General features: G+C 36.5%; 21 protein-coding genes, 1 pseudogene and 1 riboswitch. Of the genes and pseudogenes, 8 read left to right on the top strand and 14 right to left on the bottom strand.

Annotated features, from left to right (window positions below; all coding sequences use genetic code 11):
- Positions 1-183 precede the first annotated feature (183 nt).
- From gucD to HNP81_RS06375, 3 genes are all read right to left on the bottom strand, one after another.
- On the bottom strand, positions 184-1650 hold the full coding sequence (gene gucD / locus HNP81_RS06385; protein ID WP_028392488.1) for an alpha-ketoglutaric semialdehyde dehydrogenase GucD: 1467 nt from the start codon (positions 1648-1650) through the stop codon (positions 184-186).
- 42 nt (positions 1651-1692) lie between these two features.
- Complete coding sequence (locus HNP81_RS06380) at positions 1693-2469, bottom strand: IclR family transcriptional regulator (protein ID WP_182501991.1); 777 nt, start codon at positions 2467-2469, stop codon at positions 1693-1695.
- A gap of 202 nt (positions 2470-2671) precedes the next feature.
- Positions 2672-5893 (bottom strand): DEAD/DEAH box helicase, encoded by a 3222-nt coding sequence (locus tag HNP81_RS06375; protein WP_182501990.1) that lies wholly within the window; start codon positions 5891-5893, stop codon positions 2672-2674.
- A gap of 337 nt (positions 5894-6230) precedes the next feature.
- On the opposite strand from HNP81_RS06375, the gene HNP81_RS06370 reads away from it, so the two are divergent.
- Complete coding sequence (locus HNP81_RS06370) at positions 6231-6557, top strand: thioredoxin family protein (protein ID WP_182501989.1); 327 nt, start codon at positions 6231-6233, stop codon at positions 6555-6557.
- Between the two features lie 272 nt (positions 6558-6829).
- On the opposite strand, the gene HNP81_RS06365 is transcribed toward HNP81_RS06370, so the two are convergent.
- The gene (locus tag HNP81_RS06365) at positions 6830-7498 is read right to left on the bottom strand and encodes a C40 family peptidase (RefSeq protein ID WP_182501988.1); all 669 of its coding nucleotides are present in this window, start codon (positions 7496-7498) and stop codon (positions 6830-6832) included.
- Positions 7499-8191: 693 nt separating this feature from the next.
- Between HNP81_RS06365 and azlB the strand changes: the two genes are divergently transcribed.
- Genes azlB through HNP81_RS06350 form a run of 3 tightly spaced genes read left to right on the top strand, consistent with a single transcriptional unit; the run spans position 8192 to position 9774 of the window.
- Positions 8192-8665: an azlBCD operon transcriptional regulator AzlB gene (gene azlB / locus HNP81_RS06360; RefSeq protein ID WP_182501987.1), complete on the top strand. Its 474-nt coding sequence runs from the start codon at positions 8192-8194 to the stop codon at positions 8663-8665.
- 12 nt (positions 8666-8677) lie between these two features.
- Entirely contained in the window at positions 8678-9445 is a 768-nt protein-coding gene (gene azlC / locus HNP81_RS06355; RefSeq protein WP_182501986.1) for an azaleucine resistance protein AzlC, read from the top strand.
- Entirely contained in the window at positions 9442-9774 is a 333-nt protein-coding gene (locus HNP81_RS06350) for a branched-chain amino acid transport AzlD family protein (protein WP_182501985.1), read from the top strand. The genes azlC and HNP81_RS06350 overlap by 4 nt, the downstream gene beginning before the upstream one ends.
- Positions 9775-10269: 495 nt before the next feature.
- Here HNP81_RS06350 and HNP81_RS06345 read toward each other — a convergent pair whose 3' ends face one another.
- Entirely contained in the window at positions 10270-10779 is a 510-nt protein-coding gene (locus tag HNP81_RS06345; RefSeq protein ID WP_182501984.1) for a YfiT family bacillithiol transferase, read from the bottom strand.
- Between the two features lie 37 nt (positions 10780-10816).
- A complete protein-coding gene (locus HNP81_RS06340) occupies positions 10817-11137 on the bottom strand; it encodes a hypothetical protein (RefSeq protein ID WP_182501983.1) in 321 nt (106 codons plus the stop codon).
- Between the two features lie 537 nt (positions 11138-11674).
- Here HNP81_RS06340 and HNP81_RS06335 point away from each other — a divergent pair.
- Positions 11675-11848: pseudogene (locus HNP81_RS06335) on the top strand (sodium:proton antiporter); the annotation flags it as partial.
- Positions 11849-11982: 134 nt separating this feature from the next.
- Here HNP81_RS06335 and HNP81_RS06330 read toward each other — a convergent pair.
- From HNP81_RS06330 to kynU, 6 genes are all read right to left on the bottom strand, one after another.
- Entirely contained in the window at positions 11983-12549 is a 567-nt protein-coding gene (locus tag HNP81_RS06330) for an isochorismatase family protein (protein ID WP_034301287.1), read from the bottom strand.
- A 595-nt stretch (positions 12550-13144) separates the two neighbouring features.
- Entirely contained in the window at positions 13145-13603 is a 459-nt protein-coding gene (locus tag HNP81_RS06325; RefSeq protein ID WP_182501982.1) for an OsmC family protein, read from the bottom strand.
- Positions 13604-13615: 12 nt separating this feature from the next.
- Positions 13616-15229 carry a sodium:solute symporter family protein gene (locus HNP81_RS06320; RefSeq protein ID WP_028390180.1) on the bottom strand — a complete coding sequence of 538 codons (1614 nt, stop codon included), beginning with the start codon at positions 15227-15229 and terminating at the stop codon, positions 13616-13618.
- A 168-nt stretch (positions 15230-15397) separates the two neighbouring features.
- A riboswitch (SAM riboswitch) is annotated at positions 15398-15513 on the bottom strand.
- Positions 15514-16386: 873 nt separating this feature from the next.
- The gene (gene ald / locus HNP81_RS06315) at positions 16387-17520 is read right to left on the bottom strand and encodes an alanine dehydrogenase (RefSeq protein ID WP_182501981.1); all 1134 of its coding nucleotides are present in this window, start codon (positions 17518-17520) and stop codon (positions 16387-16389) included.
- 113 nt (positions 17521-17633) lie between these two features.
- Positions 17634-19022 (bottom strand): amino acid permease, encoded by a 1389-nt coding sequence (locus HNP81_RS06310; protein ID WP_182501980.1) that lies wholly within the window; start codon positions 19020-19022, stop codon positions 17634-17636.
- 98 nt (positions 19023-19120) lie between these two features.
- The gene (gene kynU, locus HNP81_RS06305) at positions 19121-20431 is read right to left on the bottom strand and encodes a kynureninase (protein WP_182501979.1); all 1311 of its coding nucleotides are present in this window, start codon (positions 20429-20431) and stop codon (positions 19121-19123) included.
- A 164-nt stretch (positions 20432-20595) separates the two neighbouring features.
- On the opposite strand from kynU, the gene HNP81_RS06300 reads away from it, so the two are divergent.
- From HNP81_RS06300 to HNP81_RS06290, 3 genes are all read left to right on the top strand, one after another.
- Positions 20596-21201, top strand: coding sequence for a TetR/AcrR family transcriptional regulator (locus HNP81_RS06300; RefSeq protein ID WP_152534748.1), 606 nt, complete (start codon positions 20596-20598; stop codon positions 21199-21201).
- A 628-nt stretch (positions 21202-21829) separates the two neighbouring features.
- A complete protein-coding gene (locus tag HNP81_RS06295; protein ID WP_182501978.1) occupies positions 21830-22327 on the top strand; it encodes a P-loop nucleotide/nucleoside kinase family protein in 498 nt (165 codons plus the stop codon).
- A gap of 296 nt (positions 22328-22623) precedes the next feature.
- Entirely contained in the window at positions 22624-23064 is a 441-nt protein-coding gene (locus HNP81_RS06290; RefSeq protein ID WP_182501977.1) for an SRPBCC family protein, read from the top strand.
- Positions 23065-23756: 692 nt separating this feature from the next.
- On the opposite strand, the gene tgl is transcribed toward HNP81_RS06290, so the two are convergent.
- Together tgl and HNP81_RS06280 are read right to left on the bottom strand one after the other, a co-directional pair.
- Positions 23757-24626: a spore coat transglutaminase TGL gene (tgl, locus tag HNP81_RS06285; protein ID WP_182501976.1), complete on the bottom strand. Its 870-nt coding sequence runs from the start codon at positions 24624-24626 to the stop codon at positions 23757-23759.
- 840 nt (positions 24627-25466) lie between these two features.
- The gene (locus HNP81_RS06280; RefSeq protein ID WP_220478509.1) at positions 25467-26612 is read right to left on the bottom strand and encodes a cyclically-permuted mutarotase family protein; all 1146 of its coding nucleotides are present in this window, start codon (positions 26610-26612) and stop codon (positions 25467-25469) included.
- Between the last annotated feature and the right edge of the window lie 33 nt (positions 26613-26645).

The raw sequence follows: 26645 nt of genomic DNA, 5'->3' as shown, positions 1-26645 counted from the left end.
AAGGGTCCGACCTCGCACGCTAAACCAGTATGTGATACTTCATACACTTTTCTAATACTGTATTTAGTTTATGCGAGTCTGACCCTTTGCTTGACCTCACACGTTAAATCCGTATGCAGCGCTTCCTACACTTTTCTTATCCTATATTTAGTTTTTGCGGGGTCTGACCCTTTGTTCATATGACTACCCTTTGATAAAAACGGTTTTTATCGCCGTATAAAATTCTTTTGCTGCTTCTCCTTGCTCTCGGCCTCCAGTACTTGAAGCTTTCATGCCGCCAAATGGTGCTTGAAGCTCTACTCCTGCACTTTCTGCATTGATACGAACGAGGCCAGCTTCAATTTCATCAATGAATTCAAGTAATGAACCAATATTCGTTGTAAAAATGGAAGCACTCAATCCATATTTCGTATGATTCGCTATTTCAATCGCATCCTCTAAATCAGTTGCTCGGATCAGAGCAATAACTGGTCCAAAAATTTCTTCTTGAGCAATTCTCATATTCTGTTCTACATCGCCAAAAATGGCTGGTGTAATATAAAAACCTTTGTCAAAGTCCTCACCAGACAATGTCTCTCCACCAGTGATGAGCGTGGCCCCTTCTTCTTTTCCAATTTCTATATATGATCTCACTGTATTAAACTGGCTTTCACTTGCGCAAGGTCCCATCCAGATTCCTTCTTTTAAGCCGTCTCCTACCGTGATTTTCTTCGTTTCTTGAACTAACTTTTCAACGAAAACATCATAGACAGGCGCTTCAACAATTACTCGACTTGAAGCTGTACATTTTTGGCCGGATGAACGAAAACCGCCGCTTATAACAGCTTCAACTGCAGCGTCTAAATCAGCATCTTTCGTAATAATAACCGGGTTTTTTCCACCCATTTCTAATTGGAATTTTACCCCACGTGCTGCTGCGGATTTTGCCACACCCTCACCCACGGTTTCAGAACCAGTAAAGGTGATAGCGTTTACAAGTTGGTGGTCAATCAATTCTTGACCAATGACGGAGCCGGACCCTGTAATGAAGTTCAATACGCCATCTGGCAAACCTGCTTTTGCAAAGCAATCGACTACTTTTGCCGCTGTTACAGCTGCTTCAGTGGCTGGTTTAAACACGACTGTATTGCCATATACAAGTGCAGGTGCAATTTTCCATATTGGAATCGCTACAGGAAAGTTCCATGGTGTAATGACTCCGACAACGCCAACTGGTGTCCGTTTCGTAAACATGAGCGCATCTTTATCAGAAGATGGAATAACGTCCCCGTCTTTCCTCATCCCTTCTCCTGCATAGTATCGAAGGATTGCCACTCCGCGTGCTGTTTCTCCTTTTGCTTCAGGAAGTGTTTTCCCCATTTCCTTTGTCATCGTTTCAGCAATCTCGTTCAAATTCTCCTCAAGAATATTGGCTACTGTAAATAAAAGTTGACCTCTTTGTGCCTGACCCATTTTTCTCCATGACTTTTTAGCATGATGTGCTGCCTGAACTGCTTGGTCTAAATCCGCTTTTGTTGAATTTTGAACAAAACCTACTACCTCTTCTTTATTAGCCGGATTAATACTTTTAAGTGTTGCTTGTGACGCTGAATCGATCCATTCATTATTAATAAAGTTTTTAAATGTATTTTCAATTGATATGGTTTGCACGATTATTCGCTCCTTTTCATTCAAATACTTCTTGATTTCTATCTAACGTTTCTCTAGGTCACCTGTATACCCTGCATTCCGGGATAATCGAGACGCAAGTTTAATAATTTCATCTCTAGCTGCCTCTTGTTTTGTCTCCCAACTATTACTCATCATCGTAAAACTAACACCAGCTATAATTTTGTTTTCAAAATTATAAATTGGTGCGCTAACACAATGGAATCCCAATGAGGCTTCCTGATTTTCAATCGCATAACCATTTTTTCCTGCTTTTTGAATATTGGCGTATAGATCATCAATGTTTGAAATCGTGTACGGCGTCTTACGTTCCCAGTTGCTTGATTGGAAAAGTTTAGACAGTTTTTCTTTTGAATACTGAATCAACTGAATTTTCCCGATTGCAGATGCATAGGCCGGAAATCGCATGCCTGGATCTGTGACAAGCCTTACTCTTGAATCGCCTTCCATCTTCCCTAAATACATCACATTATCTTCTTCCAAAACGCCAAGTTGAATGTGCTCATTAATAAGAGCAACGGACGAGCCAGCTTCTTTATAAAATGATTGAAGGATATTGAACTGTTTGAAATACGCTGCACTAAACCCTCCTATTGCCGGACCAAGTGTATATGTATCACCATCCTCCTTGATCACCCACTTAAGCATTTCTAATGTGTTTAGCAAAGAAAATAATGAACTCTTATTAATTTCCAACTTCTTGGATAAATCAATTAACCGTAGCTGATTTGGAAATTCACCGATTTCTTTTAAGATCTTATCTGCTCTTTCAATCGCAGGGACCCAATACTTTTCTGTCATAAAAACTTTCCCCTTTTCTTGTATGCAACGCCATTCAGTTTAAAATAATAAACTAGGTTTAGTATATTAAACTATTTACATGGTATCACATAAATCTGATTTTTCAAATAAATATATTTAACTTTTCAGAATTTTTTAATTAATAGATAATAATAAAGAAACATACACCTAGAATCAGAAGATTCTAAGTGTATGTTTCCTTCTATATCGACAATATTTCTCGAATGTCCTCTTCAGTAAGAGTAGACGATACTTTCTCCTCAGAATCGATGATCTCTGAAATCAGATGTTTCTTTTTCTCTTGCAGTTCATTCATCTTTTCTTCGATTGTGCCGCGGGCAACAAGCTTGATAACCTGTACGCTATTTTTCTGACCCATGCGATGGGCACGATCTGCAGCTTGTTCTTCGACAGCTGGATTCCACCAAATGTCATATAAGATGACGGTATCAGCCCCTGTTAGATTGAGTCCTGTACCGCCTGCCTTTAAGGAAATGAGGAAAAAATTTCGTTCGCCTTCATTAAATCGATTGCAGATTTCTACTCTCTCTTCTGAAGGGGTTTGCCCATCAAGATAGAAAAAAGGCAGGTCTTGAATCGTTAATTTTCGACCTATAAGCTCAAGCATTTTCGTAAATTGTGAGAAAATCAACACCCTTCTTCCAGAAATCTTTGATTCCTCAATAATCTGCAGCAGCTGTTCAAATTTCGCTGAGCTTCCTTTATATCCCTCCACAAACAAAGCTGGGTGACAACAAATTTGTCGCAACCGAGTCAAGCCAGCCAGGATTTTAATTCGATTTTTTCGAAGTGTGTCCTTGTCCAGATGCTTTAACGTATCGTGTCGCAGCTTCGCCAAATAAGCAGCGTACAATTGCTTCTGATCCGGAAGTAACTCCACGGATTCCATCGATTCGATTTTTTCAGGAAGCTCTGGAAGTACATCCTCTTTCAACCTACGAAGCAAAAATGGTCGAATTCGTCTGGCAATCGTTTTTCTTGAGAGGTTACTATATTCCTTTAACCCTAAGAATAGTTCAGGGAAAACAACATGAAAAATAGACCACAGCTCCTCTAGTGAATTTTCAACCGGTGTGCCAGTGAGGGCGAAGCGATAATCTGCTTGGATCTTCTTTACCGATCGTGCAGTTTGTGTCACAGGATTTTTAAAGACTTGAGCCTCATCAAAAAACACAGTGTGAAAAGATTGTTTTTCGTACCAAATAATGTCCTTACGCAACAATGGATAGGAGGTGATGATCACATCCATAGCCGTTATATCTTGTTGTATATTAAAACGTTCTTTTTTATTCCCATCAACGACAAGAGCTTGTACATCCGGAGCAAATTTTATGATTTCGCTTAGCCAGTTATACGTCAAAGATGATGGGCAAACAATAAGCGCTGGGCTCTTCTTTTTACGAATGTTAGGAAGCTCCGATAAAAGAAATGTGATGCTTTGCAGCGTTTTACCTAATCCCATATCATCTGCGAGAATTCCGCCGAATCCATAGCTGGCCAGTGTTTTCATCCATTTATAGCCGCGTTTTTGATAGTCCCGTAAGACCGGCTCTAAATGTTTTGGCACCTCAAACTCCAGGCTGCCAGGATCGCGGATGTTTTCCAAGAACTGTCTAAATGACTCTTCAAATGTGAACGCATGGCTATCATCAACTGCATCAAGAAGCCTAAGACCCCGAACAATTGGTACATTCAAGCCATTTTCCAGATCTTCATTCTGTACCGGAAGTGCACGCAAAAAGCGGTTAATTTCTTCAAATTCCCTTGTTTCCAATGAGAGTAGTGAGCCGTTCCGTAAACGATAATACTTCCGCTTTTCCTCTAAAGCCAGTAAAATCTCACGTATCTGTTTTTCAGGAATGCCATCCATTTCAAATTTGAATTCTAGCCAATTGGTCCGTTCTTTTTTGACCTTCACCCTAACCAGTGGCCGAGTATTCTCTTTAGAAATCCGATTTCTCACTGCTGTAGTCGCATATATTTGAACCATTTTTTGAAGTTTGGGTAGAACGTGGTACAAGAACTCATACTCCAACTCTTCATTTTGCAAAAAATATCCACCGTCCGTCTTGGCAAACGAACTGTCCTCCATCAGTTTTAATATCGCTTCCTCCTTCGCAACATCCCTTATAAGCATTGAAACTGCCCGGAGTTCCCGACTTTCCAATGGATTAATTATTATATTTTCATAGTGAAACTCTAAACCAGCAAGCAGGCGATTTTTTAGACGATCTAAGTATAGTTTGGCAATCAGCGGTTTCTTCACAAACCGCTCAGAAATAGCTCTAGATATTTGAACATCACCTAGTTTTTTTAAACCGGGAATCACTTTTTCCAGAAAAAAATCGATTTGCTCCTCATGGATCGGAATTTGATTCGTTCCTTGCTGATCTAGCATCTCTTTTAGTTCAGAAAGACGTTTGCAATCTTCACTTTTCAACTGGATGACTTTTCCTTCAAATAGAACAGCGTTATATGAATTCAACAAAATCATACGATTCAATCCATTGATTTTCAGTTGATAGCCTTTGCCTTCCGTTTCCGTAAAGTCAAACTGTAATGGTAGAGGTTCTCTCACTAAGTGAAGACCATCAAACGAATTCCCATCATACGTAAGCTTCACCATTGGTGCTCTTTCAAGAATAGGAAAAATCTTGTCCCAAGAAGATGGAGGAATCAGTAATATGCGATGATGGCTTATATAATCTGATTTGTCCGGCATCGCGTCCAAATACACTCTTTCATCATGGATTACTTGAATGAGCTGACCAATCACAGCATCTGTCTCTTTTTGAAAGCAATGAAGGCTTGGATTGTACGTAAATGATTTAGAAAGCAAGGCTGAATTGCTCTCTTGCACTTGCTTCAGAAAACCTCGGATATTGTGCACATCGGTTGGTCCAACCTTGGCTTCTATTCCAAACATATACCCGCCCTTACCTATTCTAACGGGTTTACATATAAACTCTACATCAAGAACTTTTCTTTTTTCAAAGTGAAGCTGTTGGCTGCTTGATCGTTTAGGCTGGTCATTGAAAAGGGTCAGTAATCCTTCTGCCAGTGTGTGATTTGTTGAAGAGTCCAACTTACGATCGCTTCGAATACTAGGGATTGTACTTAGACGTTGATGTTCGTAAATCGACAGTAAAACAGCTGCAATATGTTGACAGTCCTTTTGAAAGGAAGCAAGAGAAGGGCAACTGCATTTCGTTCGCAAACCACCATTCTTATCCTTTTCAATCGTGACATGAAAATCTTCCATGCCAGTTACCGTTGCTTCACAAACTTCAGGACTATATTTATCAAATATAACTTTATTAGCTCGATAAAAAGAGTCTCCTCTTTTGAAGGAGACTATACCGCACATTTCTTTAATAATTTTTTGATTTACTTTTATATTCAAATGCTGTGCTCCTTCCTAAGGATATTCCGCTTCTGTTATCTTAACTATGTGAAGTTAGTGTTAGAATTTTTGAATGCGTTTATTATTATTAAAAATCGAATTATCACGATTGTATCATAAGCGTAAAACTTTTTAACTACAGTTATGAAGATACCATCAAAATGATTAATCAACAGGACTCACCCATTCATATCGTAAAAAATAATGTAACATCTAAAGCGCTACTATTCTTTCAAAGGAAAATAGGCGGACATGTCGATGGCTAAGTTTTGTATTTCTTGCAGTTAGTAGATATAATCGGTGCTAATCAAATTGTTTAGGGGCGTTAGGCGATTGTATGGAAAAAATGATGAGTTTAAATCAAATTAAGGAAGCTATTCAAGAAAAACCATTGGTGATTCTGTTATCTAAAACAGACAATTGTGGTGTATGTGAGTCTGTTCACTGTAAAATGATAGAACTTTTGAAATCACATTCACGGGTCAAAGGAGTGTATGTATTTAATGAGGATGTGCCAGAAATTACATCCGAATATATGATTTTCTCTGCTGCTACTCTACTTCTGTTTGTGGAAGGTAAAGAAATATTCAGAGTTTCTCGATTTATTCGATTCGATGAATTAGAGCGTATACTTCAATTTTATGAAAAGGAATTGGACCTGTAATTTCACAATTACCTTTCTAGTGAACCCAACCCCGGCTTTTCTTTTGTCATTGGCAATTGAAACTATCAACTCTTTTTCTTTTATACATAGGTTTATTAGAAAACCTACTGAAGAATCATCGGCAGGGTTAACCCTGCTTTTCTCATTAAGAATAGAGGGGAAATTTTTAGACATAAAGTGAAATTTCAATCAGTGGGGGTTTACTGCCTGTGAATACGGAATAAATAAAACAAAGCCAGTCTTTATAAGACTAGCTTTTAATGTCTACTTGATTAGATTCTTTTTGCTCCTATATATCTTTTAGACCAATAACTATTATCCAAGGAGCTAATACTCACTCCGTTTGATGAAGAGCTATGAATGAATTGGTTATTCCCTACATAGATCCCTGCATGTGAAGCACCAGACTTATAGGTTTCAAAAAAGACTACATCTCCAACTTGTGGTTTGGATACTTTTACTCCCTTATTATAAATACCCGAGACAGTTCTTGGTAACTTAACATCCGCACTTTTTTCGAAAACATAAGTTAGGAATCCACTGCAATCAAAACCTTTAGGCGTAGTTCCTCCCCATACATAGCGGACATTCAACTGTTTTTTCGCTACTTTAACCAATTCGCTGGACTTCACCTGAGCTACTTTTGCAGGCTGGTTTGTTACTCCCAACACTTTATATGTATTTGCACCAACAATGCCATCCGCTTTCAATCCCTTGCTTTTTTGAAACTTCTTGACTGCACCTTCAGTAGCTGTTCCAAAATATGTTGTCGTTTTCTGATTGGTGAAGTACCCTTTATTCTTTAAAACTTCTTGTAATTGTTTAACTTCTGTATGTGTCATTCCGCGTTTTAATGTTTGATCACCCAATGCAGCATTACTAACTATTGGATTTGTAAGCAATAAGCCAGTCACAACAAATGATGCAATAATCTTTTTCATTTAATATATATCCTCCGGTAAAATCTCTTTTTCTTTGATTTTATCACCCTAAAGTGTCAGACATATTTAAATAAGATTACATTTTTATTGCAAATATGACAAAATCCGCGCCCATCTTTAATAGATCGTTTTTTCTGTTCTAGTTCCTATTGTAAGCTAGCCTCTGCTTCATGATAATAAGTTGTTTAAATCATAATAAATTCGATATAAAATCAATAAAGTTGTTTAAAAACGCCAGTCTAGCTATTCAACAAACGGGCCATATTGTTGAACAACACCTAGATATCTAGGTTAAACTTTAGAAGAGATTCTGAAATTTTGTACTTAAATTAACGGGAAAGTTGAGTTAAATATCCGCAAAGATTTTGACCCCAGCAACATTGGTAGGGGTTTTGTCTGTCCTAATATCTAATTTTTTAAGTGAAGGGCAGGATTGCGTTTGTTCCTTACATGCGTGTTTCAAATTGCGTGAAAGTATCATACAGCCCCTTTATAAAGGATTATATATAGAAAAGAAGCAACTCTAGTCATAAGTAAGTTAATTCAATTACAAGTTAACAAAAACGAATTTTATTCTAAAAAGTATTGTTTTTAATAAATTATATTTTGTAATAATTTGAATAACGATTAATAATTAGTTAATATATCAAGTATGAGAAATATAATTCAAAATGAGTTATTGGAGGTTGCAAAATGGCGATTATTCTTGACGATAATGATAAGGCAATATTAAGAGAATTACAGGAAGATGCTTCAATATCAAATCTAAATTTATCAAAAAAAATTGGGCTTTCACCATCGACTTGCCTTGCAAGAACAAAAAACCTAGTAGAAACAGGCATTATTAAAAAGTTTACTACTATTGTCGATGAGAAAAAATTGGGAATTGAAGTCACAGCATTAGCTCTCATCAACTTATCGCCGTTGAATAGAGAAACAATTCATTCATTTTTAGAGGATATAAACAAATATCCACAGGTTCAAGAGTGCTACACACTTACAGGAAGCCATGACTATATGCTAAAGATTGTAGCAAAGGACATGGAGAGTTACCGAAATTTTATCATTGATTCATTAATGCAGAATCCTGCAATCAGTGGAGTGGACACAAGCATTGTTATGAGTACAGAAAAAAGAACTGTCAGTATACCAATAGACGTGGTTTAGGAGGTTACGATTATGGATGAAAACAAAGAATTGCTAAATTTAACTTCTCCTAGAGTATACAATCATATGAATAAAAGAAATCAAATATGGATAGCATTTCGTACGGCTTTCCCATATACAGTCCCGATTTTTGCAGGATTTGTCTTTTTGGGAATTGCTTATGGAATCCTTATGAGTTCGTTAGGATTCGGTGCCATTTATCCTATTCTGATAAGCATCATCGTATTTGCTGGTTCTATAGAGTTTGTTGCAGCAAATTTATTGGTTGGAGCATTCAATCCGATTAATGCTCTTTTTTTAACTTTGATGGTAAACGCACGACATTTATTTTATGGCATTTCCATGCTTGATAAGTATCGGGGAGCAGGGAAGAAAAAGTGGTATATGATTTTTGGGCTTTGCGACGAATCTTTTGCGATCAATAGTACGATTAATGTACCGAAACATGTTGATAAAAGCTGGGTTATGTTTTTTGTTACACTGCTTAATCATTTCTATTGGGTATTAGGTGCAGCTTTAGGCGGTATTTTTGGTTCTTTTATCAAGTTTAATACAGAAGGGCTTGACTTTGTCATGACTGCTCTTTTTGTCGTTATCTTTCTTGAACAATGGATGAAAGAAGAAAATCATATAAGTTCCCTTATAGGCCTTGGCGCTTCAATTGTATGCCTAATTATTTTTGGAGGGAGCAATTTTATTATTCCTGCTATGTTAGTAATTTTGGGACTACTTACCTTGTCAAGAAAGTCATTGGAGAAAGCTGAGGTTAAAACTATATGACAATGGGTATAACGCAGCAGATTATAATAATAGCAATGGTTGTTTTAGGCACGATGCTTACGAGGTTCGTTCCATTCCTTGTTTTCCCAACCGGTAAACCCACGCCGAAGTACATACAATATCTCGGTAAAGTGCTGTCATCAGCAGTATTTGGACTTTTGATCATTTATTGTTTAAGGGATGTAAGTTTATTTTCTAGGAGTCATGGCATCCCTGAATTTATGGGGGTGACTATAGTTGTACTTCTTCATGTTTGGAAGAAAAACATGTTCCTCTCAATAGCTGGGGGAACGATTGTCTACATGGTTTTGGTTCAAATGATTTTTTAGCTACATTGGTAGTACTAAAAATTCGGAAGTATTGGATACCTTGATGATGAAACATATAAAGGCATGTTAAATAAAGTGGAAAACACAATTAATTCCCATTTCTCATAAACATATACAAATATTGAAAAGGACTGTTCAAATTATATTGAGTAGTCTTTTTTAATTTTGGAAAGGATCTTATGTCAATAAACTGGGAGCTTTTCTGCAACTTTTTAATTTCTGAATATTGTTAACCGATCTTCCATTTAAGGGCGCTTTAATTGCATAAGAATCACAAAAGTTATCAAACTTTTTTATAAAAGACTGATTCAATTGAATATAGAAAAGTGTGTTTTGATTAATCTTCTTTCAAAACACACAGATATGGAACATTCCCGGCTAATCTTGACAGTTCATAAGAAAAATCCAAAATCATTGACTATTACTGAGTACTAAGTTTCAGCTATGTAAAAATGGCTTATCGAGGTTTGATAAGCCACTTCCATACTTATTGTATTATTTTGATAATGCGATTTTTATATGGGCTAAGTGATGTTCTTCGTGCCAAGCTAATTTTGCAACTTTTGTTGCAACTGTTATTTTGCCGTTTATCTGGTGAGTAAAAGCTCGATCTAATTGTTCTTCAGTTAAACTATGTCCTAAAGATACGATGCGCTCATTTATACCTTCTAACATTTTAATAGAACTTTCTACAGGAAGCATTGTATCCGGTTGAATAGCCCACTTTTCTTCATCAAAAGCTGGTACTGTTGGATTCTCATCTGTTAAAGCCAGCTTCAAACGTTGATACATGTTCAATTGAGAATCTGCAATGTGATGAACAAGTTGACGAACCGTCCAGCTACCATCACGATAAGTTCTGCTTAATTCCTCATCACTTAATGAGTCGACAGTTTCTCTTAATCGAATCGTGTAAGTTTCGATCTCCTTTAGCAATTCTTGAATATTTTCTAATGTTACTTTTTCAGGAACTTGTAGTTTCCCAATTGGGTATCTTACATCCATTTTCAATCCCCTTTTCCCTATTCGTTATTTCTTTTACTTATTTATTATTACAAAATGATTGTGTAAGAATCACTTCATTACTCTGTTCAAAATGATGTAAATCATGATTTATGAAATCTTTTAAATATTCACGAAATGGTAGTGTCCTACTACAAATCGTTAGCTCATTATCCCATAATTCATCCTCTATATTATGAACAGCAATTATTAACTTTCTCCCTACGTTCATAAAATTTGTAATCGTTTCTTCTTTGCTACTATTTCTGCTAATCTTAGTAGATTTACAGTTTAACTCCTCTTCGTTTGGTGCTTTTGGCAATGGCGTATCCTTAAATAAGTATTGTAGTCGGTCATTCAATAGGAATTCATCCTATTGTGTTAAATGACCAATTACTTCTGCAACTGTCCATTTATCTTTTGCAATGAGTGTTCGCCAATATTCTTCTGATGTATCTACTAATTTTTTCATTTTATCCAAAATTTTCAGCTCCTAACTATATGTATTTCTGTATTAACGTTTAAAGTCCTTCTTTAAATCCCTACATTAAAAAAGGGCTACCCTAAGGTAAGCCCCTCTAAATAAAAAAATCCATAGACTAATGTGTTCAGAGTAACTATAAAAACTCATCTACATCACTAGTTTTTAAATTAATATAATGCTCCATAATGGTTTGATGTGATTTATGGCCGGACTGTTTTGCAATCGTTGGTATATCTGCTCCTTTTTGATACATTGCAGTAATTTGTGATTTCCGAATGTATGGTGCAAAGCCTAACCAACTATGAATAGACGGGCTATAACTATCTTCATGTATCTGGCGATTCTAATGATTTCCCCACTTATCTGCAGTTCCAACAAAGTAATCTTCTAGTGTTTATTTTATATTTGGTTTTTATAGGCGCTGGGATGGTATCAAGGGGAGATGTAGCCTTAATTATCGCCGCAACTGGATTGCAAGAAGCTTTGTTAATCCCAGAGTATTTCACTTCAGTTATTATTGTTACAACTTTAATTGCACCTCCATTGTTAAAGTATGTAATACAAGAAGAATTAAAAGAAAGCAATTAATGCGTGAGGTCAGATACCATGAAAAGGGCCATCCAATTAAATAAAATCAAGCCTAATTTCTATTATAAAAAGAAAACTAGGCTTCTTAATTTTGCTGAAGGTAGCCCAATACATACTATATTACATATATCAAATCATGACTCTAGTGCTGCGAGTACTTCCTCGGTCGTTGCCATTCGTCCTATAAGTGGGAAGATAAACTTACATGGGAATTCATGAGCTTCGATTGATGTAGCAGTCATGGCATCTGTTACAAAAATTTGATTGTAGTTGTGTTGATATGCTTCACGAGCAGTAGTATCAACTCCAATATGGGTTGAGATTCCACCTAATACAATGTTTTCTATTCCACGTCTACGAAGTTGCAAGTCAAGATCAGTGCCGAAGAAAGCTCCGAAATGACGCTTTGTGACGATATGGTCTGTCGGTTGCACATTCAGTTCGGGTGGGAATTCAGCCCAATCTTCAGATAGTTTAGGAGGCAATTGCATTTCCGCATCAGGATGCAACGCATCTTTTCCATCTAAAAAATCAACATGTACAAATGTGACAAATGCACCTGCCCGACGAAAGGCACCTGCGAGTTGTGATGCATTTCGGACAACTGTAGAAGTGTCGTGAGGTGCACCTTTTAAACCAGTAATTCCTTTCTGTAGATCAATGAGGACTAATGCGGTTTTATTAGCTTGAATTTTATACATAAATTGCACTTCTTTCCTGAAAGTTAATTTTTCGAACACCTAGATCAGTGGAAAACGACGTTTACAACTTTTTTTAATGCATGGTATTTAGCTTTTTTGTTGTTTTGTTAGACAATAACCAAACACCTAAAAAATAAAACCAAAGAAAGTGCTACAATTGTGCCGTAGGAAGTGGTTGTGATCGCCCAACCGATTCCATGAACTAACCTTAATAACAAAATAAAATTAACCGTTGCCATCCAATAGTATCTAGCATGGGCCATTTCAATATACAGGTGCTTATCTAGAATGAGGTTTAAGCAATGAACTTCAGCAAACGGGCGTTTTTCTGTAATAAGGAACAGCGCTATTTCCATTATAGGGCCAGATTGTGGAATAACTACAATTAGTTTGGGATTAAGGACGGAGAACCGTACCATAAGTAAATGAGTTTTTTTTAAACTTATAAAATTTAAAGAACCCTTCATCCAACAAAAACAAAAAAAGGTTGGACAAAGGGTTCTTTTGGACCGCATGGCATACGATTAATCAGATTTTGGGTCAGTCTTTATCTGTGTTAAAACAGGGGGAACTAACCCTTTTCCTGAAAATAATTCTATTTAATTGTCCAATTCAAATGAATCTTAACACCAGCATTTTTCAGCAAATTATATAAAGGGCACCGCTTGATAACAATTTCCTTTAATTCTTCTAATCTTTCTTCGGTTTCTTCTGTATAAAAGATTATTTCGTTTTCAACAGATTGATAATATGGAGATACATTTGCTGTTCCGGCAAGGCCTCTCCGGTCAACAAGTGCATTGCTTGTGATATCGATGTTATCATATTGAAACTCCAATTCCTTTGCTACTAAATCAATGACAACCAATAAACATCCATTAAAGGATCCAAGAACATATTCCAACGGAGTGGGGGCTTCATTATCGCCGCCTAACTTTTTGGGTTCATCGATTAAAAATTGAAACCCTCGAACGAAATGTTCTGTTTGTACCTTCCTTTTCCACTTTGTATTTACTTCTATATTTCTTATATGAATATTTTCTTTAATTTTCATGATTTAGCTCCTTTAAATTCCTATTTGAATGTCAGTAATAATGGATTTTTCCTTCTTCTTAATGAAAAACATGCAGCTAATAAATAGACCTGATACAATGAGCATTAGAAATAAACCGATTAGCCCATTTTGGTACAGGAAACTAAATGAAGGAACCATATAAACTGTCAAAGTAATAGAGAATACAAAAGAATAAAATCCAAAGCTTCTAACAGATCCTCTCCATTCCCATTTCCCAACATTATCAACCAAACTAGCTAAAATAATGGTAATAATATTAATGACCATTCCTATCCATACAGGATGAATGTTCAGGTAGAAATCGCTAATCGCCCATCCGCTAAGGTGATACCACAATAATCCAGAAAGTGAACCGGTAAATAGAGAAATAAGGGCAGCCCGTCTTGTTACTACTGGCCAAAATAATGCAGCTACTACTGGTGCAAAAGTTGCTGAATTTCTAGTTACCCAGGCAAGGACATTCCACCATGCCGATTGTTCTGAACGTAATAGCGCAAATCCTACCATTAAAACAGTTAATAAAAGTAATGACCATTTCGTGTAACGGACAAGCTGAAGCTCCGTTGCTTTTGGATTTAATGCCTTTCCTACATCACGTCCAAGACTCGTGGCACCTGAAAATTGGCAGGGCGCTCCCCAGCTTAGAGCAGCGGCCCAGAAACCTAGAAAAAATAATCCAACAAGTGGAGCAGGAAGTGTTTCCATCAAGTAAAGAGGAACAGCGACAAGCCCACGAGATTCATTTGGAACAACTTGAGCTGCGGCTAAGCCAAAAACAACAGCCCCTATAATTAAAGGTATTCCAAGTAAAGATGCGAAAATTAAACCGTTTCGCCCTTGATTCGGAGTTTTACAAGATAATGCCATTTGAAATGCTGCCTGTGCAAGAATGACGTTAAATAAAAATGTGCCAAACCAAGCCAAGATCGTTTGAATACCTGCTCCATTAAAAGAAGCCAGCTGTGGTTTTTCTGTAAATAAAGTTTTAATTCCTTCGATTCCAGGATTAAGAAAGAATGCATAAGTACCAATTGCAAGCATAATGAAAAATACGATTACATTGCTTAACTGTGTGAATCCAATGGACCACATACCGCCGAACTGTAAATATACAAGAAGTAATAATGCTGTTAGTGCGACCGACCAAATTAACGAAATTCCTGTAAAAACAGAGAGTGCTGAAGCAAATGCAAGGGCAGTTGCAACCGACCACATAGGAAATGTAAATGCGGTAATGGCACCTGCAACCCCTCGAACGCTCTCTCCGTAGCGGTCTCCTAACAATCCCGAAATAGTAATTAACGCTCTTTTTCTGAAAGGTGCAATTAAAACTAGCGCAATGATAAGAACATGAATGGTCTCAGCAACCCCATACCAAATAGCAGATATTCCAGTCAGATAGCTAAGTTCCAATATGGCAATATATGATGAACCAGAAAAAAGCCCCGTTATACAAACCGTAACAAATAAAGTGTTAAATCCTCGCCCTCCAACAAAAAATCCATTTCCGTCCACTGCTTTCTTTCTTGCAAGCTGGCTTACAAAAATAAGAAAGAAAGTGTAAGCTAACGCAAAGCCAATAAACCAATATCCTACAGTTGTCATACTGTTTCCCCCAATTTCCTATTTATTATTTAGCTTAATCATAAAACTAACTAAATATATGTATTTAGTAGGAATTATAATAAGCCAGTTTGGAACAGGTTCCTTACCTGAAGTCATAGGATGTAAACAGAGAAAAAACCTCTCCCAAGAGGAAGAGGTTTTTTCTCTTCCTCATCTTCCAGACATCATGTCTGTTGGATTTAGCACCTTGTTATTTCCCATAGAAAATAACAGGTTGCTGCAGGATCATAGGACCAATTTCCTCCCCTGGCTCGCGATAAGGATTATTCCGTATTAAGTTAATGACTACTTTATGATAAAAAATCAGAAAAGTCAATTATTTTATATAAAAATATTAATATTTCAAACGAATTATTTTCAAAAACGATAAAATTGACGCAAGGGATTTATCGAATCAATACACTTAGATCATCAGGATCAAAATCAAAGTCATTGTATGTGCTTTAGGGTAAATCCTAACAAGAAGCTAGACAGATTGGAGCTACCCCAATCTATCTTTTTTCGACAATACGATTAGAATATTTAGATAATTGGTGATATATTTGATGTAATTTATTTTAGTGGGGAATTTTAAATAAGTTATAGAATCTCATTTGGATACATCACGGTGAACCGTACCATTAGTAATTTAGACTATAATTTTTGAGGTTAATAAGAGGGATTGCTCCTCATTTTTTTAGACAGAAAAGATTTTATATTCGTTCTTCAACAATAGGGCGCAATTGTGCAATAACACTTAGATTTAAACGACTTTATTGTTGTGTTTTTAAGTGCAGTGAAGTATTTCACATCAAAAATTAAACAGCTTTATTTTAACCCCGTCTTAAAATCAGAACGGGGTCATACGTGTTTTAGGTTTTAAAATTAAATAACTTTATTGTCATTTTACATAATCCGCCCTTACGTTGAGTACATGTATTCAACGTAAGGGCCCTTTTAAATTCATTTTTTAATTTTCTTAGTTAAGATAACGTGTATATCTCGGCTGAACCCCCACTAGAATATGGCAACGATTATGCTAATCCATTGTTCCTGTCATTCCCCTATTTTGTCGATGTTTGGTTTCAGAGAGTGACATCATTTTTTATTAATAAAGTTTAAAGGACTAAACATAATACTGTTTAGTCCTTTAAACTTTATCGTGCAACCATTTCTTTTTCTAAAGCATCTTCTACTCTTACATAGTCGTAACCAAGATCTCTTGCAACGGCTTCAAAAGTTATTTCACCATTAGCTACGTTTACTCCAAGTTTTAATGCTTCGTTTTCAGCGATGGCTTGATATACACCTTTGTTTGCCATCTGTAAGGCATATGGAAGAGTAACATTCGTTAGGGCAATGGTTGAAGTTCTTGGAACTGCACCAGGCATATTGGCTACAGCGTAATGAACAACACCATGCTTTTCATAGGTTGGGTTGTCATGAGTGGTAATATGATCGATCGTTTCAACGATTCCACCTTGGTCGATAGCCACATCAACAACAACTGAACCAGGCTTCATTGCCTTTATCATTTCTTCTGTTACCAGCTTAGGAGCTTTTGCACCAGGAATCAATACAGCACCAACTAAAAGGTCAGCCTCAGCTACTGCCTGTGTGATATTGAACGGGTTGGACATGAGTGTTTTAATTGAATTGCCAAAAATATCATCCAATTGACGTAACCGATCCGCACTCACATCGATAATCGTTACATCCGCCCCTAATCCAATAGCCATTTTCGCTGCGTTGGTACCAACAATACCGCCGCCAATAATGGTCACTTTCCCACGGCTTACACCAGGAACACCCGCAAGAAGGATTCCTTTACCACCGTTTGATTTTTGTAAAAATTGCGCACCGATTTGTGCAGCCATCCGGCCGGCAACCTCACTCATTGGCGTCAGCAGCGGCAGCGTGCGATTCACTGAAACAGTTTCATAGGCAATCGCAAGAACGCTATTTTCTTTAAGCGCCTGAGCTAACGCCGGTTCAGCAGCCAAATGTAAATAGGTGAATAAAATTAAGCCTTCACGGAAATAACCATACTCACTTGGCAGAGGCTCTTTTACTTTCATAATCATATCTGATTGCGCCCACACATCTGCCACATTTTCAATGATTTCTGCACCATAATTCAAGTAATCTTCATTGGTAAAACCACTGCCCATACCGGCGTTTTTCTCCACTAATACTTTATGACCGGCATTTACGAATGAAACGACTCCAGCTGGAGTTAAAGCCACACGGTTTTCATTATTTTTAATTTCTTTAGGTACACCAATAATCATGATACGATCTCTCCTTTTTTTAAAAAAAATTAGGCTGTGTTAAACTTGGCTGTTGATTTTCGCTCCAATCAACATAGTAATAAATCAACAATGACCTTTAACACAGCATTAAATTAAACAGTCTTTTTATCCTGCAAAACATCAGATTTCTGAGTCTTTTTTTTCATAACAAAATAAGCAATAGATAAGAAAAGCAGCCAAGGGATACCAAACTGAAGCATAATTTTGAAATCAGTAAACCAGGCTGTGATCATTAAACTGAGCAGGAGTAGTCCTCCCAATATCGTCAAATAAGGAAAACCAATCATTCTGACCGGTAATTTGCGGCCGCCCATTTTCTCCCACCTTTTCCGGAAAGATAAATGAGAAACAAAGATAACTAACCAGGTAAAAAGTGAACCAAACATGGAAATCCCCATCATGAAGGCATAGGATGATCCAGGAAACAGCGCATTCACAAGTGTAGCAATCACAATCCCAATCGTTGAAACGGCAAGAGCCATTGTTGGAACACCTTTTTTATTCAGTTTACCTAGAATGGCTGGTGCAAACTTTTCGCTTGATAATGAATACATCGTTCGGGATGAAGCATAGAGCTGTCCGTTCATGGATGATAAAGCAGCTGTTAAAACGATAAAATTCATCACCCCAGAGGCACCAGGGATATTTAAGATTTCCATTACTTTTACAAACGGACTTTCTTCAATTCCTGCCGATTGCCATGGGACAATCATCAACATAATCGCCATCGTCAACACATAGAAACCACTCAAACGAAATACCGTTGCTTTCAATGCTTTCGGTACAGCGACATCCGGATCTTTTGCTTCACCGGCCGTAACGGCGACCAATTCCGTACCTAAAAAGCTGAAAAGAGAAATAAAGACGGCAATCCACATGCCTTTGACACCAAACGGCATGAAGCCTCCATGATCGACGAGGTTCTGAGCCCCAACATTCTCATGACCAGAAGTTCCAAATAAAACATACGCGCCAAGAAGAATAAAAGCGACAATCGCACTAACCTTGATCATCGAGAACCAATACTCAAAAGTTGCAAAGGCATTTACACTGGTAGCGTTTACATAGATAAGGACTGCTGCAAATACGATGATCCAAACAATCCCAGGGACTTCCGGAAACCAGTATTTCATATAGATGGCGATTGCACTAATTTCAACCCCAATCGCAAGAACTTGAGCAATCCAATAGGAGTACCGGACAAGAAAGCCTACCATTGGATGAAGATATTTATCAGCAATCGTTCCAAAAGATCCCGAAGTTGGATAGGCAACCGTCATTTCTGCCAAACATCCCATTAGTAATATAACGATAAATGCACCGATCGTATAACTAATCAATACACTAGGTCCTGCCGTACTAATGGCTAGTCCACTTCCAAGGAATAACCCTGTCCCAATCGCCATCCCCATCGCGATCATCGAAAGCTGACTAGTTGATAATTCTCGTTTTAACCCCTCATCGCTGCTTGTATTCTTCATCTATTTCATCCCCTTCTTTAACCATGAGGCTTTGTCCGTATTTCATTTAGCAACGGACAGTGTCTACGAGCGGTGACAGGCACCGCTAGCGGTACCCGTTAAGCGACTACTTCCCGTTCATTTTTAAATCTCTCATACTGCTTTTCCGTCATGATGGTTTTAAGGATTTGAACGACTTTCCAAACTTCTTCATAAGAAGTGTATAGGGCTACTGGTGCAAGGCGAATGATGTTAGGTGCGCGGAAATCTGGAATGATTCCGTTTTCCTTTAATGACTTACAGATTCGTGCTGCTTCGTTATGTTCGAGACTTACATGTCCGCCACGGCGTGCATCTTCTCTTGGTGTACCAATGAAAAATCCCATATCTGCCAGTTCAGTATCAATTAAATTTATTAAATATTGATTGATTTTCAATGATTTCTGACGAATATTTTCAATCCCTGCTTCTGTGAAAATTTCTAACGACCCAATCAATGGGGCAACACTTAACACATGAGGTGTTCCAATTTGGAAGGCTCCCGCTGATTGCGCAGGTGTTAATGTATGCTCCATATCGAATTGCTTTTCTTTAGCAGAACTAAACCATCCAGCAAGTCCAGGCATCTTTCCAAAATGCCTTTTGTTGACAAATAATCCTCCAACACCGCCAGGTCCGCCGTTTAAATGTTTATAATTGCACCAAAATGCAAAATCAACGTCCCAATCACTGAAATAATGTGGAATCGAACCAGCCGAGTGGCATGCGTCAAACCCGATTAAAATCCCTTTATTATGTGCTGCTTCGGTTAATCGTTTGATGTCTAAAATTTGTCCGCTGCGATAAAGGACCGTTGGCAAGACGATTAAGGCAACGTCATCGGTCATTGCTTCGATGATATCATCCTCTTCCAAGAAGCGGCCATCGCGGCTTTTTACACGAATAAGATGCTGATCCTGATCATATCCATGGATCCTTAGCTCACTTTGCAGGGCATATATATCTGATGGAAACGTTAGTTCATCGGCTAAAATTTTTGTACGGATGCCATCTGGCGTATAAAACGTTGATACAAGCTGATGTAGATTAACGGTTGTCGAACCCGTTACAATCACTTCTTCAGCAGAGCCACCGACTAACGTCGAAAGCTTCTTGCCTAATTCCTCCGCCATAAAGAACCATGGATGGTTCCCCTGCGTCCAGCCATCAATCCCATGTTCTTTCCAATCCTCTAAAGATTCTAAGAGAGTTCTTTCCGCTCTTTTCGAAAGAAGGCCCAAGGAGTTCCCATCCATATAAATCGATCCTGGCTTTAGATAAAACTCTTCTCGAAAATCCTTAAGAGAATCTTCCTTATCCAATTCTTTCGCGTATTCTAAAGTTGTTTGAAAGTTATTTAAAATCACTATGATTCTCCCCTTTACAGTCATTTTGAAGCGCTTTCATTTTATATATGACATCGTGTCAATATTATTATCTACGGAATATGACGTTGTGTCAATATTATTTTCTCAAAGAATTATTACTAGTACACCCCTTCCATTTTATAAATAATCCATATATCCTAGAGATAATGAGTAGTGGAGGAATAAACATGACTATAGAGGATAAACGACATTTACGTTCGATATTGACACGGCAAAAATTATTAGAAGCAGCAAAGGAAGTTTTTCTTCAAGAAGGCTTTCAAAAAGCAACGATCTCACAAATGATTAAAAAAGCGAACATCGGATATGGAACAGCTTATGTCCATTTTGAAGGAAAAGAAGATCTTTTAATTGTATTAATGGAGGATGTCATGGAGCGATTTTATGAAATTGCTGAAATCTCCTTCCTGCCAAAATCAAAACAAGAAGCAGAAGAAATTATTTATAAACAGGCACATGCTTTTTTAACAATGGCAGAAGCCGAACGAGCTATGATGCAAGTCTTTGAACAGGCAATTGGGGTTTCTTCTTTCATTTCAGATAAATGGAAAGCGATTCGGGAAAAATTTATTCAACGAATTTCAAAGGATATTTCCTTTGCCCAACAAAATGGTCTGGCCAGAGCCGAATTAAATCATAAAATTGTCGGAAGAGGCTGGTTTTTTACGAACGAAATGTACCTATGGGAAATTGTCCGGAACGAACACCATGCTTCTGTAGAAGATGTCGCAAAAACAATTACGTCTGTCTACACGACAGGACTGTATTTATAATATTGGAGTATTTTGTCGATAAACCGTTAAGACTTTATCAGAAAAAACAACAATAGTGTCAATACTACTTTTTTGATTATTTTGTTGGTTTGGAATAAAGTTTGATCAGAAATGTTTTGCAAATCCTTATTTAGTGAGAACCAAAAAGAATCCATTTGGAAAAAAGTTTTTATCAAGACTAAAGGTGAAAATTCATTGATTTTAAAGGACTCTTACATATTAGATATGTATAATTATGCCCTTGACTTTGAACCTTACAGGATCGTGTTTCTCCTGGATAGGGAGCAGGTTACCTCAGCTCCAACACCTATCAAGGTTACACGACCCTTCTTCAAAGTAAAGGAACCGCTAACGCTCATATATTATACGTGATGGACATAATTAATTTGGTCTGTTTAATGTGTAAAAGATGTTGAATTTTCACCCAAAAGGCGTACATGTTGAACACTATGTACGCCAATTTTTTTAGTATAGTTAAAAAGATTGATCAAAATGGTTTTAATTGAATATTTGAAACTGAATAATCATACTTAAAAAAGACAGTACTATTACTAATAACCTAGGTTGTAAATTATAGTTTTACAAGGTGGGGCAACAACCAATAAAATGAGCCCGGAGGAATAAAAATATGAAACAATTGGGGACTCTATACTTTTTCTGTGGAAAAATGGGAGCAGGAAAATCAACTAAATCAAAACAATTGGCTATAGAAAAACATGCGGTACTGTTATCTGAGGATGAATGGCTTTCATCTCTTTATCCCAATCAGATCACATCATTTGAGGACTATCTAAAATTTTCAGCGCAGCTCAAGCCGATGGTGAAAAAGCATGTCCAAAACATATTAAGTGTTGGTACAGATGTAGTGATGGATTTTCCAGGTAACACTCAAAAACAGCGAAAGTGGTTTTTGGATATAGCGTCAGAGGTCAATGCAAACCATCAACTAATTTTCCTTAATTTAAATAACGAGCAATGCTTACTTCAAATTGCACAAAGGCGTAACGAACAACCCGAAAGAGCAGCTTTTGACACAGAAGCGACGTTTATTCATGTTACTAAATTTTTTGAAGCGCCAGAAGCATCCAAGGGTTTAAATATTTTAGAGTTTAGGGGAAAAGAATAACAAGGAGTTCAACACAGCGTTATAGTACCAGAAAAATAATTAGCTGAACTAAACCGCCAATAGAAACCCCTTTGGAATTCCACAAATCAGCTAATAGAAGCTAACCGTTATTCAGTTATCGGGCGCTATTCTAGAGTAGAAGTTGCGCTCTGAAGATTTTGGTTCTTCAAATAATCAGGTTATTGGAAGAAGGAAAGCTAAGTAAAATTAGTGATGTAAATTTATGCTTTTTATGTAATAATTATTTTATAGAAATATAAATTTACAATTCATACGTAGTGGAAGTGGGGATCATAATGGCAACGGGAACACATACAGTAGAAATTCCAACAGATGTACAAGCAGTTTGGGATTATGTCAGTGATCTTGAAAAATGGGCAATAACAGTACCTGCCTATAAAGAACATGAAATCATAAATGACAATCAATCTATTTGGACATTCGAAGGTAGTGTGAAAGGTATTAAAAAAACGATACAAGCGCAGGTAGATATTACCGAATGGAATGAACCTTCAAATATTAAGTTTGAACTAAAAGGTTTATCAGATAATTTTACAGGAAGCGGTCATTTTACTGCAGAAGAGGTTAATGGTAAAACAACAATGACTTGTACCGTGGAAGTCCATGCAGGCGGATTATCGGGTGCGGTGTTAACACCAATCATTAAATGGGCTGTTCCAAAAGTAGCATCTCGTTTAACAGAATCTATCGCACGTAAAATTGCAGTATTCTCATAGTTTTCAAAGATTGAAAGTCGCTTCATTTTGGAGATACCTTCTCTGTAGCAAAGATGGTAACCAATGTAATGATAGAGAGTTTTACTAGAAATTTTATAATTAGCGGAAAGGGGGCTGTCCAAAATTGGACGGCCTCTTTTTTCGTTGTGCAGCCATATACTAATGCTAATTCAAATAATTGATGATGGTGATTTTACAATTAGCAGAGTCTTCATTGGTTTTTACCAATGGTTTTACTTGCTCCCTTTAATCATTCATCGAAAAAATAAAATGAAGTCATATATAGGTTTTCTAGTCGGAGGCTTTTCAACTTTTGTGTTAAATATTGGACCTATTGTTAGGATATTTATTGACCCAAGCAAATTTATATAAGTTTCTTATTCATAAATAATATTATTACTAAAATACGTTTGTAAAACATTTTACTTATATTAACGGGAGATTTAGTGAAAGAAGATTTAATTTGTCTTAAAAGTTCTCATCATGTTTTAGTTATTCCAAAACAGGGCGCTCTGAAATATGGAAAGCTTTTTTCTCCATGAAAAGAGCCAGTTAATGGAGTAACGGAACCCAAATTCTATTGAATTTGATTCTAAAGATAGGGAGCGACGAGAATGGCTAATCAACCCACTAATTCGATCATAAAAATTTTTATTAATGCTTTAATTTTAAAACTACTAAACCCATTCTCATCATGGGAATGGGTTTAGATAGGTCATCTGATTGTACACATTATTTAAATAGAATAGATATCGATCATATGAAATCGAACTTTCGTTATGGTGTATTACGACATGTTGAATTTTATAAGCCGTATCACCTCGTGGCAGCATCGAAAATTTCGCCAAATGTTTAAAAGACGGTCTTATGACTACATTTATCAGATAGGCTGATTGATTACTCTCTGGCTTTCTTGTTTTATTCAGAGCATGAATCATTTGTTCCGCCGTCCCTATTCCTAGTCCATGTCCAAAATATGTACCATCTCCGAGAACAACAGCATTTTCTCCTCTCCACCAAGAAGTTTCTGGATCAAAGTCTGGATTATTAAAATAAACAACATCTCCAGGTAAGAAATGATCCGTATGAATGGATTGTATACCGAGATCAGGATCTTCGTGCCAGCTGTATAAATAGAGGTTTTGGAATAATTGATTAAATACATGTTCATCCATACTATTTAGAACGGCATGGTAATAGATAACCACTATTGCCGTGGCACATTCAAACGCATATAGTGAACTGTTCTTGTAAATGTCTTGAATCGCATCAGATGGTATTACATCATGCCTCAGCTGGAATCCACCAGCATTTGTCAAATGCCAGTATTGGGGATTACAACGAGAATTGGCAAAGATTTCAAACTCAGCATAACCTTCATTCATGGCTCTTGCACTTACTATGATGTTTTTTCGTAACTTGAGTTCAAACGATAATTCATCGATGGATTGATACGAATAAACAACCGGAGTTTCATGCATTTGTTGAATGATTACACTTTCCATACTACCAGACGGCCACATGCCACTTTGTTGAGATTGCATCCCCGATAGTTGTATCATACTATCCCTCATTCCAAGCTTAAGTATCACTTGTTTTATTACCTAGTGTATTCGGGCTTCGTTTTAATGTGTATTTAAACAAAAAAAAATCTTTCTATTTTTAATTGGGGGTATCGCCAAGGGGGAGCATCTTGATCTAAATTTCCGATATCCCTACATATATGTTAAGAATGCAGAATATACAAAACCAGCTAAAATAAGCCTATTAAGAATAGGGCGCGATTGTTGAATAACCTTTAGATTTAAACGACTTTAACGTTATATTTTAGGTATAGAAAAAATTTTATATTGAAAATGAAACAACTCTATTGTCGATGAATAGCTGCTATTATAGGTAAATCGTAGCAAGAGTATAAAAATCCTCTGTTAGATTTGAAACTAGACGCATTCCTTATTAGAAAAATGCGTCCTTTTATGGAAGATCGGCTAGGCTGTTAAAAATAAGGATTCTCACCATAAGCACTATTCTTTAAGTCATTTTTCCTCTTCATTTTCAAGATGATAATGGAAAATAATAACAATCCATTAACAGCTAATACACCTACTAAACACTTAATTAAAAAAGCCGTATCAGGAGCATAATAGTAAATAAATGCCGAGAACTATAGCAAATAAAACTGCGACACTTTTTTTCCCTATCATCTAACTCATAAATATTCCCCTTTACTTTATCTATAATTCCTTTATTTAGACATATTGGTTTTTATTAACATATGCTTCTCTATTCTTTGTTTAACTTCCCTGCCCCCGCTCAAAGCAGCTGTTTCTAAATATATCAAACATCTATCTAAGTTAAATGCAAAGAAAGCTAAGCTTTAAGCTTAACTTCCTTCAATATGGTTAATTGTAGAGTATTGTTCCTGAATAAATTACATTAGTCCTTACCCCAGGTTTTATTTCTCCATTTATTGAATAGATATTTTTATCCATTAATACTAAGCCTTCACCACATGGTGCATCAAATGGAACTTTTCCTACAGATCTCCAATCATCATTTTTTGCATTATATATTAAAATATCTTTATTCCAATTAAACTCATAAGGATCAGCATTAAAGTATTTAGTTCTAAAAGCTAATAATTCTTCCCCTTTTAATGTATTTAAATTTTTCACTGCATGATCATATACTTCTTTATTAAATCCTCCAATTACCATCATTTCATCATTATTTAATTTTACTGAATTTGCTCCTAGTAAAGATATTTCTTTATCATCTACTTTTACCGAAGAAACTTTTGACCAAGTATTTTTTTCGATATTATATTTATACCCATCAGTATAAGCGATCGACCCGCCACCACTAAATACATATAGATTTCCATTTAATAATTGAGCTACACTTTGATTTCTAACACTTTCTCCTGGTATGGACGCTAATTCTCTAGTTTTAGAAGTTTTTATATCATATTCATATAATTTATTGCTATCATTTCCGTTTTGCTTACCAAGTCCAATATACAATTTTCCATCTTTCTCAACTGCTATACCATCACTTATCGTAAATGGTAGATCTCCTATTTTTTTAGTTTTCAATTTTTTATTTTGATCAATAGTTAGCAACGTGATATCATCTGCATATTCTTTTTCAGGACTTCCTCCAATATAATAAACTCCTTTATTTGTAGTGATTGAAGATCCATAACCTATCTCATGATCAAGATTAGTATGTTCTACCATTGTTAATTTATTTTTGTCTTTTTTTAGTACATATATATCTGAGTAATGTTTCTTTGCACCGCCATTTAATACTGTTTCATAAGGAAAATTTGCCCCTCCTCCAACTATTAAATAATTTTGATAAGATCCCGATAACACTCCTGCCGTACCTATATTCTTTTCAAATCCCTTTTGTGCCTCTAGCTCTCCTGCATGTTCCCAAGTAATTCTTTCTACGGATTTTGTATTTTTGGAAGCGTTCGCTTCATTCCCGATATAACCTCCAATAACCAGCATTGATGTAAATGCTACTATCCAAAATTTTTTCAAGATATTTCCTCCTCATATTGTGAAAAATATATA

It is taken from the genome of Peribacillus huizhouensis (assembly GCF_014138605.1).
GTDB classification, from domain to species: domain Bacteria; phylum Bacillota; class Bacilli; order Bacillales; family DSM-1321; genus Peribacillus; species Peribacillus huizhouensis.
The sequence above is the reverse complement of the archived record's forward strand: the minus strand, read 5'-3'. Positions and strand labels throughout refer to the sequence as shown.

What these genes read in the sequence shown, in the direction of transcription:
- kynU (WP_182501979.1), bottom strand. Translation starts at nt 20,431, where the DNA reads ATGACTGTAAAGGGGAGAATCATAGTGATTTTAAATAACTTTCAAACA.
- HNP81_RS06330 (WP_034301287.1), bottom strand. Translation starts at nt 12,549, where the DNA reads ATGTATAAAATTCAAGCTAATAAAACCGCATTAGTCCTCATTGATCTA.
- HNP81_RS06300 (WP_152534748.1), top strand. Translation starts at nt 20,596, where the DNA reads ATGACTATAGAGGATAAACGACATTTACGTTCGATATTGACACGGCAA.
- HNP81_RS06370 (WP_182501989.1), top strand. Translation starts at nt 6,231, where the DNA reads ATGGAAAAAATGATGAGTTTAAATCAAATTAAGGAAGCTATTCAAGAA.
- HNP81_RS06290 (WP_182501977.1), top strand. Translation starts at nt 22,624, where the DNA reads ATGGCAACGGGAACACATACAGTAGAAATTCCAACAGATGTACAAGCA.
- tgl (WP_182501976.1), bottom strand. Translation starts at nt 24,626, where the DNA reads ATGATACAACTATCGGGGATGCAATCTCAACAAAGTGGCATGTGGCCG.
- HNP81_RS06380 (WP_182501991.1), bottom strand. Translation starts at nt 2,469, where the DNA reads ATGACAGAAAAGTATTGGGTCCCTGCGATTGAAAGAGCAGATAAGATC.
- azlB (WP_182501987.1), top strand. Translation starts at nt 8,192, where the DNA reads ATGGCGATTATTCTTGACGATAATGATAAGGCAATATTAAGAGAATTA.
- HNP81_RS06350 (WP_182501985.1), top strand. Translation starts at nt 9,442, where the DNA reads ATGACAATGGGTATAACGCAGCAGATTATAATAATAGCAATGGTTGTT.
- HNP81_RS06295 (WP_182501978.1), top strand. Translation starts at nt 21,830, where the DNA reads ATGAAACAATTGGGGACTCTATACTTTTTCTGTGGAAAAATGGGAGCA.
- HNP81_RS06365 (WP_182501988.1), bottom strand. Translation starts at nt 7,498, where the DNA reads ATGAAAAAGATTATTGCATCATTTGTTGTGACTGGCTTATTGCTTACA.
- HNP81_RS06345 (WP_182501984.1), bottom strand. Translation starts at nt 10,779, where the DNA reads ATGGATGTAAGATACCCAATTGGGAAACTACAAGTTCCTGAAAAAGTA.
- HNP81_RS06325 (WP_182501982.1), bottom strand. Translation starts at nt 13,603, where the DNA reads ATGAAAATTAAAGAAAATATTCATATAAGAAATATAGAAGTAAATACA.
- HNP81_RS06310 (WP_182501980.1), bottom strand. Translation starts at nt 19,022, where the DNA reads ATGAAGAATACAAGCAGCGATGAGGGGTTAAAACGAGAATTATCAACT.
- azlC (WP_182501986.1), top strand. Translation starts at nt 8,678, where the DNA reads ATGGATGAAAACAAAGAATTGCTAAATTTAACTTCTCCTAGAGTATAC.
- HNP81_RS06320 (WP_028390180.1), bottom strand. Translation starts at nt 15,229, where the DNA reads ATGACAACTGTAGGATATTGGTTTATTGGCTTTGCGTTAGCTTACACT.
- ald (WP_182501981.1), bottom strand. Translation starts at nt 17,520, where the DNA reads ATGATTATTGGTGTACCTAAAGAAATTAAAAATAATGAAAACCGTGTG.